9 protein-coding genes are annotated in these 12,159 nt (G+C 61.6%); 5 read left to right on the forward strand and 4 right to left on the reverse strand.

All coding sequences use genetic code 11. The features are described from left to right. Positions 1–84: 84 nt before the first annotated feature. Positions 85–279 (reverse strand): DUF1192 domain-containing protein, encoded by a 195-nt coding sequence (locus WB528_RS20875; protein ID WP_423890309.1) that lies wholly within the window; start codon positions 277–279, stop codon positions 85–87. Between the two features lie 266 nt (positions 280–545). Here WB528_RS20875 and WB528_RS20880 point away from each other — a divergent pair, with 266 nt between their 5' ends. Together WB528_RS20880 and WB528_RS20885 are read left to right on the forward strand one after the other, a co-directional pair. Then, positions 546–1,544, forward strand: coding sequence for an NAD(P)H-quinone oxidoreductase (locus WB528_RS20880; protein WP_423890310.1), 999 nt, complete (start codon positions 546–548; stop codon positions 1,542–1,544). Positions 1,545–1,663: 119 nt separating this feature from the next. Then, positions 1,664–4,537, forward strand: coding sequence for an EAL domain-containing protein (locus WB528_RS20885; RefSeq protein WP_423890311.1), 2,874 nt, complete (start codon positions 1,664–1,666; stop codon positions 4,535–4,537). Positions 4,538–4,589: 52 nt separating this feature from the next. On the opposite strand, the gene WB528_RS20890 is transcribed toward WB528_RS20885, so the two are convergent. Together WB528_RS20890 and WB528_RS20895 are read right to left on the reverse strand one after the other, a co-directional pair. Beyond that, the gene (locus tag WB528_RS20890; RefSeq protein ID WP_423890312.1) at positions 4,590–5,876 is read right to left on the reverse strand and encodes an ABC transporter substrate-binding protein; all 1,287 of its coding nucleotides are present in this window, start codon (positions 5,874–5,876) and stop codon (positions 4,590–4,592) included. Positions 5,877–6,208: 332 nt separating this feature from the next. Next, positions 6,209–6,457 carry a DUF7662 domain-containing protein gene (locus tag WB528_RS20895; protein WP_423890313.1) on the reverse strand — a complete coding sequence of 83 codons (249 nt, stop codon included), beginning with the start codon at positions 6,455–6,457 and terminating at the stop codon, positions 6,209–6,211. Between the two features lie 215 nt (positions 6,458–6,672). On the opposite strand from WB528_RS20895, the gene WB528_RS20900 reads away from it, so the two are divergent. Beyond that, positions 6,673–8,169, forward strand: a complete 1,497-nt coding sequence (locus WB528_RS20900; protein WP_423890314.1) for a sensor domain-containing diguanylate cyclase — start codon at positions 6,673–6,675, stop codon at positions 8,167–8,169. A 7-nt stretch (positions 8,170–8,176) separates the two neighbouring features. Here the strand turns inward: WB528_RS20900 and galU are convergent, their stop codons facing one another. Further along, positions 8,177–9,052 (reverse strand): UTP--glucose-1-phosphate uridylyltransferase GalU, encoded by an 876-nt coding sequence (gene galU, locus WB528_RS20905; RefSeq protein WP_423890315.1) that lies wholly within the window; start codon positions 9,050–9,052, stop codon positions 8,177–8,179. A gap of 247 nt (positions 9,053–9,299) precedes the next feature. Between galU and WB528_RS20910 the strand changes: the two genes are divergently transcribed. Together WB528_RS20910 and WB528_RS20915 are read left to right on the forward strand one after the other, a co-directional pair. Beyond that, positions 9,300–10,655: a lytic murein transglycosylase gene (locus WB528_RS20910; RefSeq protein WP_423890317.1), complete on the forward strand. Its 1,356-nt coding sequence runs from the start codon at positions 9,300–9,302 to the stop codon at positions 10,653–10,655. A gap of 214 nt (positions 10,656–10,869) precedes the next feature. After that, the coding region (locus WB528_RS20915; RefSeq protein ID WP_423890316.1) for an SGNH family hydrolase at positions 10,870–12,159 on the forward strand (1,290 nt) is incomplete at its 3' end.

The following is a 12,159-nucleotide window of genomic DNA, read 5'->3' on the forward strand; positions in this document are numbered from 1 at the left end:
GGTCGCAGCGTGTGGGTTCCGGCGCGCGCGGAGCCTGCCATCGGGCGCGCATTCGCGCGATCCGCTGGCTTGGCCGGGACGACCCTACGACTTGAAAAAACTGTTCGCGGCGTCCTTGGAGGCCCGCTTTTTGCTCGCTGCCACCTGCAACCGCTCGATCTCGGACGTCAGCAGTGAAATGCGTTCGTTGAGTTCTTCCACCGAGAGCAATGAAAGGTCCTGCCCGATCTCATGGGTGACTTTCTTTCGCGGCTTGTCGTCGTCCTCGATGGAAGCCATGGGCTGCTCCGTGATCAATAAACCTTCGGCTGGTTGCCAGAGGAGGCTCCGCTGGCTAATCAGGTGTCTCTTCGCAAATTCTAGTGTGGCGGCTCTGACGTTACTTCAGCCTTGCTGCGAACTCTTCGAAGGAACGTCAGAGCCAAAGCCACGCTAGAATCATATATTTGCTAGTGTCCCTTTGGTTCTGACATTCGTAAAAGCGCCTCCCGCGATAGGATACGAATGTCAGAACCGGGACACTAGCGTTTGGCCAAGGACAAATCATGGAAAAAGTCCCCTCGCAAATGACCGTCATCGGCATCAGCAAACCCGGTGGCCCGGAGGTGCTTCTGCCCGAGACCCGGCCGGTGCCCCTGCCCGGGCCAAACGAAATCCTGATCAAGGTCGCCGCGGCCGGCGTCAACCGGCCTGACGTGGCCCAGCGCTCCGGGTCCTATCCGCCCCCGCCAGGTGCCAGCGATTTGCCCGGCCTTGAGGTCGCGGGCGAAGTGGTGGCGCTGGGCGCCGGCTGTCACAAGCACAAGATCGGCGACAGGGTGATGTCGCTGGTGGCTGGCGGCGGCTATGCCCAATATTGCATCGCGCAAGATGCGCAGGCGATGACGGTGCCCGCCTCGTTGTCGATGCTGGAAGCCGGCGCCACGCCGGAGACACTGATGACGGTCTGGCACAATGTGTTCGAGCGCGGCCAGCTCAAGGCCGGCGAGACCATCCTGATCCATGGCGGCTCGTCAGGCATCGGCACCATGGCCATCCAGTTGGCCAAGGCTTTCGGCGCGAAGGTGATCGTCACCGTCGGATCGAAAGAGAAAGCCGATGCATGCCTGAAGCTCGGTGCCGATCACGCCATCAATTACAAGACCGATGACTTCGTCGCCGCAGCCAAGTCGCTGACATCAGGCAAAGGTCCCGAGGTCATTCTCGATATGGTCGCCGGTGACTATGTCGAACGCAACTACGACACCGCCGCAACCGACGGACGCATCGTGCAGATCGCGCTCCTGGGCGGACCCAAGGCAACCGTCAACTTCGGCAAGCTGATGATGAAAAGGCTGCATCACACCGGCTCGACGCTGCGCCCCCGTAGTAATGCGGACAAAGCGGCCATGGTCGCTGCCATCGAGGCCAAAGTGATGCCGCTGTTGCGCGAGGGCCGCATCAAGCCCTTGATGGACAGCACTTTCCCGTTGGAAAAGGCGGCCGAGGCGCACCGGCGCATGGAGACCAGCGAACATATTGGCAAAATTGTGTTGGCGCTTTAACGCTCGCAACCGATCGCGAGGTGGAAACCCTTTGATTTCCTTCGCATTCGTGTCATCTATCGCGACACGCCGGGCGATGATCGACGCCCGCGAATGGTGTTGATCGCGGAGAACCGACATTGCGTCTGATCAGGTGCCTTGCGCTGCTCGCGTTGGGCCTCATGATTTTTGCGGCCACACCGGCGATGGCCGTCGACGCTGTCAGCGTTCGCGGAGACGTGTCCGCCATCGACCTCACCGCCGTACTTGAGCATCAGCACAGCGACACCGATCGCATCCAGGTTTCCACCGCGCCCGGCACCGACGGCATCGTCCGCCGCATCGAAGTCCGTGCACGTGAGGGCGGCGTGTACTGGGTGGTGTTCGCGCTCGCCAATAACACCGACGATCAGCTCGATCGTCTGATCGTGGCGCCTCACTACCGCATCGTCTCGTCGGGTTTGTTATGGCCCGATCTCGGACTGTCGCGCATCGCCACCATCACGCCCTCGACCGGCGACCGTCCCGAACGGCAGGAGAGCGCCACCGCCGACATTTTCCGCATCACGCTCGACCCGGGTTCGGTCGTGACCTATGTCGCGGAGCTGCGCACCGATAAACTGCCGCAGCTCTATCTGTGGGAACCTGACGCTTACAAGGACAAGGTCAACTCCTTTACCCTCTACCAAGGCATCGTGATCGGCATCTCCGGCCTTCTGGCGCTGGTTCTGACCATCCTGTTCGTGGTCAAGGGCAGCATCATGTTTCCGGCCGCAGCCGCGCTTGCCTGGGCAGTGCTGGTCTATATCGGCGTCGACTTCGGCTTCTGGGGCAAAGTGCTCGATATGTCGAACAACGCCGAGCGCGTCTGGCGCGCCGGCGGCGAAGCGATCCTCGCCGCGACGCTTCTGGTGTTCCTGTTCGCTTATCTCAACCTTTCCCGATGGCATGTGCGTTACTCCCACATCACCGTCGGGTGGCTGGTGTTTCTGGGTTCGCTGGTCGCGCTCGCTTTGTTCGATCCGGCCGTGGCCTCCGGTATCGCGCGAATGTCGCTGGTGATGATCGCCTTCGCTGGATTTGCGCTGATCGTCTATCTCTCGACACACGGTTTCGATCGCGCCGTGCTCCTGATTCCGACCTGGTTCCTGCTGGTGGTATGGGTGATTGCCGCCGGCATGACGGTTGCGGGCAGCGTCACCAACGACATCGTCGGCCCGGCGCTGCTCGGCGGCCTGGTCCTGATCGTGATGCTGATCGGCTTCACCGTCATGCAGCACGCCTTCGCGGGCGGCGGCGCCACCACCGGCATCGTCTCCGACGTCGAGCGGCGGGCGCTGGCGCTGGCAGGATCCGGAGACCTGATCTGGGACTGGGATGTCTCGGCCGACAAGGTCTTCACCAGCCCGGAGACCGAATCCCTGCTCGGCCTCAAGCGCGGAACGCTGGAAGGCCCGGCCGCCAAATGGCTTGAAGTGCTGCACCCGCTCGATCAGGACCGTTTCCGCGCGGCGCTCGACAGCGTGCTCGACCAGCGCCGCGGGCGTCTGGTGCAGGATTTCCGCCTGCGCACGCCGGACGGGCACTTCATGTGGTTCGCGCTGAAAGCCCGTCCCGTCGTCGGCTCCGACGGCGAAGTCTCCCGCGTGGTCGGCACGCTGACCGACGTCACCGAGGCGAAGAACGCCGAGGAGCGAATGCTCCACGACTCCGTGCATGACAACCTCACGGGGCTCCCGAACCGCAAATTGTTCATGGATCGGCTCGGCGCGGTGGCCAACTTCGCCAGGACCATGCCGAACTTGCGGCCGACGCTGATGGTGATCGATCTCGATCGCTTCAAGCAGGTCAACGATTCCGTCGGAATTGCGGTCGGCGATTCCATCCTGTTGACGCTGGCGCGCCGCCTCACCCGCATTCTCAAGCCGCAGGATACGCTGGCGCGGCTCGCCGGCGACCAGTTCGGCCTGATCCTCATGTCCGAACAGGACCCCGCGCGCATCACCGCGTTTGCCGAAACCATCCGCAAGACCATTCGCGCCCCGATCGCCTTCAATGACCGCGAGATTTTCCTGACCGCCTCGATCGGGCTTGCGCTATCCGATCCGCAAGCGCAGCTCTCCGACGAGATCATCAAGGACGCCGAGCTTGCGATGTATCATTCCAAGCGCATCGGCGGCGACCGTATCGACGTCTATAAGCCCGCGATGCGCGCGCGAAAGACCGATCGGCTGACGCTGGAGAGTGAATTGCGCCGCGCGATCGAGCGCGAGGAGATCACGATTCTGTACCAGCCGATCGTGCGGCTGGAAGATCGCTCGATTGCCGGCTTCGAAGCGCTCGCGCGCTGGGACCATCCCAAGCTCGGGCGGATGTCACCGAACGAATTCATCACCATCGCCGAGGAAATCGGGCTCATCGTCGACCTCGGCACCTTCGTGCTCGACCAGACGGCGAGGCAGCTCGCAATCTGGCAGCGCGCCATGCGCTCGCGCGAACCGATCTTTGCCAGCGTCAACGTCTCTTCGCGGCAATTGTTGCGACACGATCTGATTCACGACATCCGCACCGTGCTGTCGCGCTCCTCGGTGGCGCGCGGCACGCTCAAGCTCGAATTGACCGAATCGCTGGTGATGGAAAATCCGGAACACGCAGCCCAGATGCTGACGCGCATCCGCGAACTCGGCACCGGCCTGTCACTGGATGATTTCGGCACCGGCCATTCGTCGCTGGCCTACCTGCAGCGTTTCCCGTTCGACACCATCAAGATCGACCAATCCTTCGTACGCACCACGAGCCGCGGCACGCGCCCGGTGATCCTGAAGTCGATTATCGCGCTGGCCCACGACCTCGGCATGGATGTGGTTGCCGAAGGCGCCGAGACCGATTCAGACGCGGTCGAGCTTTACCAGCTGGGCTGCGAATACGCGCAAGGCTTCGCGTTTGGCGAACCGATGGATGCCGACGCGGCGATGCGGTTGTTGACCGAAGTCAGGCTCGAGGCAGCGAGCTGATCGCGCCAGCATCGTCCGCCATGCCGGCAACCCAGCCGGCGACGCGCTTGTCTCAACCTTCGACTTGTCCGCTTATGACATTCCCGAACAGCTGCCACGTCTGGCCGACAAATCTCATCAACTGTAATTGGTCGAGCGGAGAGAAGTCCGCTTGACTAGTATTGATCGCTATTCCTGGTAACAGCAGTCCTGGTTGATAGTTCTTCAGGTTCGCGGCCTGCGCCATGACGTTTTCTCGGGTGAGATCGTCGTCGCACTGTTTCAGGACCTCAGCCATCGTGCGTGCCACGCTGTATCCGTAGATGTAGTTCAAATCGTTCTTGTCCCCACCCGGAATATATTTGTCCATGAAGGCATTCCACGCCTTCATGTCGGCATCGTTCTTCCATTGCTGGTCGGATGCATCCTTCAGATACGTGGCCGAAACGATACCTTGAGCGTGCTCGAACCCGGCCGGCTTCATCACGCTGCCGATGGAAGCCGAGACGTTATTCAGGATGTGTAGCGGCCTCCAGCCCAAGTCGAATACCTTCGTGATCGCCTGCGCCGCAAACTTCGGCGTCGTTACATTGAAGAAAACATCGGCGCCGGTTGACCGCAACCTGACCACTTCGGAGTCGACCAGGGGCTCGGTCGTCTCATAGCTCTGTTCACCGACGACCATGGACGCTGCCTTGGCCCCAAGGCCGTCCTTGAGGCCCTTGACGTAGTCCTTTCCATAGTCGTCATTCTGATAGAGGATTGCAATTTTGGCGTCGGGCTTCTCCTTCAGGATATATTTCGCATAGATGCGGCTTTCGGTTTGATAGCTGGGTTGCCATCCCATCGTCCAAGGAAAATGCCTGGGATCGTTCCATTTCGTCGCACCGCTGGCGACGAACAGTTGCGGTACCTTTTTTTCGTTCATGTAGGTGCGAATCGCAGTGTTGGTCGGCGTTCCCAGCGAATTGAAGATCAACAATACGTTGTCGTCTTCCACTAGCTTCCGCGCCTGCTCGAATGTCTTTGGCGGACTGTATGCGTCGTCGTAGGAAATGAAGGCGATCTTCCGACCGTTGATCCCGCCGTCATCGTTGATCATCTGAAAGAACGCCGTCTCGGTCTTGCCGATCACCGCATAGGCAGATACCGGCCCGCTGTATGGCATGATGTTGCCGATTTTTATCTGGCTATCGGTTGCACCGGGCCCATACTTTTTCTCGACGGCCGCCGCTATCCGAACCAGCGGTCTCGCAAACTGCAACGCGCCGAGGGTGAAACCTGCCGTAATAAGAGTTCGCCGCTTGATGCTGAGGTTGAGTATGTCGTTTGACATGATCACTTTCTCCTGGGTTTTCAAACTGCCCCAAGTTCCTGTGATGCAACCGATGCGATCCGGAATCTTCTCTTGTTGTCTTCAATCTATCGCAGCGTCCCACGCCGCCCTTGCGGAATGGCCGCCACACGCCGCGCGCGGTGGTTTCATGCAACGCGGGACAGCGATCCGATCGCTGAGGCGTTGGTCCAGAAGGCGAAATATCGTTGTCGGCCGGTGACACGGAGCAAGACATGACGTCCCCGAATCCACGGCCTCCAAGAGATACCGGCCCCAGAACTCTAGCGCGACGGAGCTAACGGCAACCTTGCCGGAAGATTAATCCTTGATCACGGCGCAGTGTGTTGCGGCGCAACTCACTTGATCCGCTTGAAACGAACGCTCTTTCCGTCGGTGAGTCGGGTCGCAATATAGCCGCCGGCAAGGCAGGCCTCCCGCTGCGGCATCTTTTCCTGCGGGCTGCGCAAGGTCTCCCACCACGAGGCGCGCTGTGCCGCGCGCGGCAGCGCCGCATCGATGACCTCCTCGATCTGTTCGAAACTCAGCACGAATTCCGCCAGCTTCTGACGTTTCAGATAGTCGCGCAACGCGTCGTAGTCGTTCACAATGGCCTCAGAGGTTCAGATTTGAGTCTCGTCAGACGCCGTTCTAGTCGCGCCAGGCATATTCTTCAAAGCAGCGGTCCCGTGCCATCCTTGCGCCGTCGCATGCCTTGAGTCACGCCCGGAAACGAAACGTTAACGCATCCGGGTGCGCCGGGAGCCCATTTAAGCCGACGGCAACCATTCCGGGCGCATCCCATTGATCCGGGAGCGAAACGATGGGATTTGGACGGCGCAAAGATACGGCCAGCCGGCCCTGGCGGCTATCGGCAAAGCTGCTGATCCTCTCCTCCATTGTCACCGTACTCGGCTTCTCGGCGATCTGCACCAGCGTCATGCTGGACATGCGCCACAGCGAAGAAGAGCTGGCGCGCCAGACGCTAGAAAACCTTGCCTCCGGCATCGATTCCGACATCAGCCGCAACGTCGAACTGTTCGATCTTTCGCTGCGTGCGGTCGCAAACAATATGGTGGCGCCGGAGATCAACGGAGTCAGCAAACCGCTGCGTCAACTGATCCTGTTCGATCATGCCGCGACCGCCAAGCATTTTGGCGCGATCCAGGTATTCGATTCCACGGGAAAACTGATCGTCGACGCCTCGACGTTCGACCCGCTGCCGGAAGATCGCAGCGGCGAGGAATACTTCAAGGTTCATCGCGATCAACCGGATGCCGGCCTGTTCATCAGCCCCCCGATGCTGCATCACGGCGCTTACGCCATTGTGCTCAGCCGCCGCATCACGAGCGAAGACGGCCGCTTCCTCGGCGTGGTCGCCGGCTCCATCCGCTTTTCCTATTTTCACGACCTGTTCGGCCGGCTGCGTCTTGACCCCAACGACGTCATCACGGTGTTCCGGCGTGATGGCACCGTGATCATGCGCACGCCCTTTGACCTCGACATTATCGGCAAGAACCTTGGCGACCTGCCGGGTGTGAAACGGGCGCTTTCCGAACCTAGTGGTTCTTATTCAGGGATAGCATCGGCGAACCACTCACCACGTCTCTATGTCTGGCGCGACGGCACACGGCCGCTCGTCGTCCTGATCGGTAAGCCATGGGCAGATATCAACAGACTGTGGCGCATCGAAGCGACCCGGATCGGCGCGATCATGGGAGCGCTCGCTGTATTCGTGCTCGGTGTCTCGCTGTTTCTGGCGCGCGAAATCGACCGCCGTGCTGCGGCCGAAGATAAGCTCGAGGAACTTGCCACCACCGACGCCCTCACGGGCCTGCGCAACCGCCGCAAGTTCGATGCTTCCATGGAGATCGAATGGCGGCGCGCCGCGCGGCAGAAACGGCCGCTGGCTTTGCTGATGATCGACGCCGACCACTTCAAGACCTTCAACGACACCTTCGGACATCAGGCTGGCGACGAGGTGCTGATCGGGATTGCGATCTGCATTTCGGATTCGGTGCACCGGGCGGGCGACTGTGCCGCTCGTTATGGCGGCGAGGAATTCGCCGTGCTGCTGCCGGACCTGTCACCGGCGCAGGCGTTCCTGGTGGCCGAAACCATCCGGCTGAAGGTCGAGCAATGGTGCGGCGAAACGGCGATCACCACCGTCAGCATCGGCGTTGCGAGCATGGTACCGGACGCCAATTCCGAATGGACCGTCATGGTCAATGCTGCCGACAGGGCGCTCTACGCGGCGAAGGCCGACGGCCGCAATCGCACCGTGCTGGCCCATAACCCGAAGCTGTCGCTCGCCGCGTAACGGGCCGTCACTTCCCCAGATACTTCTTCATCTCCGCGCGCAGGCCGTCGCGCAATTCGGCACGCGCGAGGCCGAAGGCGATATTGGCGCGCAGAAATCCGGTCTTCGAACCGCAGTCGTGGCGCTCGCCGGCGAACTCCACGCCGTAAAACTTCTGAGTCCTGGTGAGACCAATCATCGCATCGGTGAGCTGGATCTCGCCGCCCGCGCCGCGCTCCTGGGTTTCGAGAATCTTGAAGATCTCCGGCTGAAGGATATAGCGCCCGGTAATCGACAGGTTAGACGGAGCTGTGCCCTTCGGCGGCTTTTCGACCATTCCGTCGACCTCGAACACCTTGCCCTGGCGCTTGCCGACGCCGCAAATGCCGTATTGGTGGGTGAGTTCATCGGGGACGGCTTCTACCGCAATCAGATTGGACTTCTCGCCGAGCTTGCCTGCCGCCTCGATCATCTGCGCCAGGCATCCGGGCGTATGCAGCACCAGCTCATCGGGCAGCACCACGGCGAACGGCTCGTCGCCGACGATGTCGCGCGCGCACCACACGGCATGGCCGAGCCCGAGCGGCGCCTGCTGGCGCGTAAAGCTCATGGCGCCGGCTTCCGGCTGATCGCGGGCCAGGATGTCCATCTCCGCCTTCTTGCCGCGCGCCGCGAGCGTGGCGTCCAGCTCATACATGCGGTCGAAATGATCCTCGATCACGCCCTTGTTGCGGCCGGTGACAAAGATGAAATGTTCGATGCCGGCTTCCTTGGCCTCGTCGACCACATACTGGATCAGCGGCTTGTCGACGATGGTCAGCATCTCCTTCGGCATCGCCTTGGTGGCGGGCAGCACGCGGGTGCCGAGGCCGGCGACCGGAAAGACGGCTTTGCGGATTTTCATGGGAATGGCACTGCCTTGCGGATAGCTCGGGTGAAAACGACGTTTCGTAGCTGGTTTGCCGCCGGGAACAAAGGCCAATATGAGCACGCAGTTCCAACCGGTCCGCTCTTTTTCAGCTAATCCCTAACGCCAAAAGGCCGCCTTTGTTAATCTATTGGAAACCGGGACCGGGCCTCCTGAAGATGGGCTTGGTGACGGATTTGACGGGTGAAAAATGACGCGGCAAACGGAAATGTCCATCAGGCGAATGGGTGTCTTGGCGCTCACGCTGACGCTGCTTTGGTCGACACCGGCGCCCGCACAGCCGGCCAGCGGCGGCCCGCTCGATTTTCTCGGCAACATTTTCAACGGTTCGAAGCCAGGTCAAACCGGCTCCATACCGAACCAGTCCGCTTCGACCGGCGGTCCGCAGCCGTGGAGCGGTGAGGACGGCGCCTCCGGCCATCCGCTGATGACAGCGAGCGCTATCCGCGAAGCGGCGGCGAATTTCGACAACTGTGTCGCCTCGATGTGGCCGGATGCCGCACGGCGCAACATCTCCCAGGAGAGTTTCCAGCGTTTTACGGCCGGCCTCAGCCCCGATCTGCGCATCATGGACCTGCTCGATTCGCAGCCCGAATTCACCAAGTCGATCTGGGATTATCTCGACATCCTCGTCAACGACAACCGTCTTGCCAAGGGACGGGATATCCTCGCCACGTACAAACAGCAGTTCGACGCGACCGAGAAGGCTTACGGCGTCGACCGCTATATTATCGCGGCGATCTGGGGCATCGAATCGAATTATTCGACCCAGATGGGCGATCGCAGCGTCCTGCGATCGACCGCAACGCTCGCCTGCATCGGTCGCCGTCAGAAATATTTCCGCGATGAATTTCTCTCGGCGCTGGAAATTCTTCACCGCGGCGACCTGAGCCCCGACCAGATGCGTGGCTCGTGGGCGGGCGCTTTCGGGCCCACCCAGTTCATGCCGACGGCTTTCAAGCGCTATGCCGTCGACGCCGATGGCGACGGCCGCCGCAACGTCGTTGACGATCCGGCCGATTTGATTGCGTCGACCGCCAACAACTTGAAGAAGGACGGTTGGCAGACCGGCCAGAGCTGGGGTTACGAGGTCGTGGTGCCCAAGGACTTCAACTACATGCTGGCGGACCGCTCCAAGGTCATGACCTTTGCGCAATGGGAGCATCTCGGGCTCAAGCGCGCCAATGGCCAGGCCTTCCCGGCTGCAAGCGAAAAAGCCTATCTGCTGGCCCCGGCAGGCGCCGAGGGACCGGGCTTTCTCATGCTTCAGAATTTCCGCGTGATCATGAAGTACAACCCCGCCGAGGCCTATGCGCTCGCGATCGGGCACTTCGCCGACCGCTTGCGCGGCGGACAGCCTTTCGTACAGGCATGGCCGCGGCAGGAACGCGAACTGTCCCGCGCCGAACGGCTGGAAGTGCAACAGCTGCTGGCGCAGCGGGGATTTTATCGCGGCATGCCTGACGGTCAGTTCGGCGGCGAAACCAGAGAAGCGCTACGCGGCTTTCAGGCCTCGATCGGGGCGCCCGCGGACGGATTTGCCTCCTCGGAAATGCTCGACCGGCTGCGGGGACAGTAATTCCCGTTCGGAAGTAACCGTATTCGCCTGTTTTGCCGGATCCCGGGTGAAAGGCCGGTTCCCGGTGGAATGCGGATATCGTGCTCCACGATCTTGCCTTTGAGCGTTAACGGTAGCATGTGGTGGCAAGGTCCGGCGGCGCGGAAATCCGCCCGCTTGCAGCCTGATTTTGTTACTATCCTTAGCGACCAATCGACCATTGCGAACTGACCGAATGCCAGAAAAACGACCCTTCTTGCGGCTGTTCACCGAAGCAGGTCCGATGACCGCGCTGGCGGTTGCCGTAGCGCTTTTCATCGCAATTACGGCTCCGGCATCGGCGCAATTTTTCATTTTTGGCGGGCCGCCACGGCCGCAATCTCAGCCGGCCCCGCTGCGCGGCCCCGGCGGCTGGTTCGGCGGCGACCTGTTTGCGCCCTTCCAGCAGCAAGCCCCTCGCGTGATCGAGAACTACTCCAAGGCGCCGCCGCCGCAAAAGCGCGACACCGTTGCCGAGCACAACGTGCTGGTGCTGGGCGACGCCATGGCCGACTGGCTCGCTTATGGCCTCGAGGATGCCTACAACGAGCAGCCGGACATGGGCGTGATTCGCCGGCACAAGACCGTCTCCGGCCTGATCCGGTACCAACCGAAGGGCGATCCCGCCGATTGGGCGGCGGCGGCGAAAGGCATCCTGGCCACCGAGAAGCCCGATGTAATCGTCGTCATGCTCGGCCTTAGCGATCGCGTTGCGATCCGCGAGCCTGCGGCGGAAAAATCCGAAGCCAAGACAGGCGACAAGAAGAGCGACAAGAAAGACGCCCGCGGCAAATCCGACGGCAAACAGGGTGACGGCAAACAGGGCAACGAAAGGACGGAGGCCGGCAAGCCCGCGGAGAAGACGCTCGATGCCGAGGCGCCGGCCGACGATGCCGCTGACAACGCTGACGTGCCGCAGGTCATGACGCCTGAGAGAAGCGGTCACGCCCCGAACGGCCTGGTCGAATTCCACGACGACCGCTGGGTCGAACTCTACAACAAGAAGATCGACGAGATGATCGCGGTCCTGAAGTCAAAGGGCGTGCCGGTCGTCTGGGTCGGCTTGCCTGCCGTGCGCGGGGCGAAGGCGACCGCAGACACGCTTTTCCTGGATTCGCTTTATCGTGAGGCTTCCGCCAAAGCCGGTATCACCTATGTCGACGTCTGGGACGGATTTGTCGATGAAGCCGGGCGCTTCCTGCAACAGGGACCGGACTTCGAAGGCCAGATCCGCCGCCTGCGTTCCTATGACGGCGTTTATTTCACCAAGGCCGGCGCGCGCAAGCTAGCCCACTATGTCGAGCGCGAAATCACGCGCCTGCTGGCTTCCCGCTCCACACCGGTTGCGTTGCCGAGCGAACCCGCAACGCCCGACGCCAATGCGCAACCCGGTCAGCCCGCGCCGCGGCCGCTGGCCGGACCCATCGTGCCGCTGGTCGCTTCCTCCGTCGGCACCGATCAACTGCTCGGCGGCCCGGGGTCGCGT

Source organism: Bradyrhizobium sp. (assembly GCF_049586575.1).
Lineage (GTDB): Bacteria > Pseudomonadota > Alphaproteobacteria > Rhizobiales > Xanthobacteraceae > Bradyrhizobium.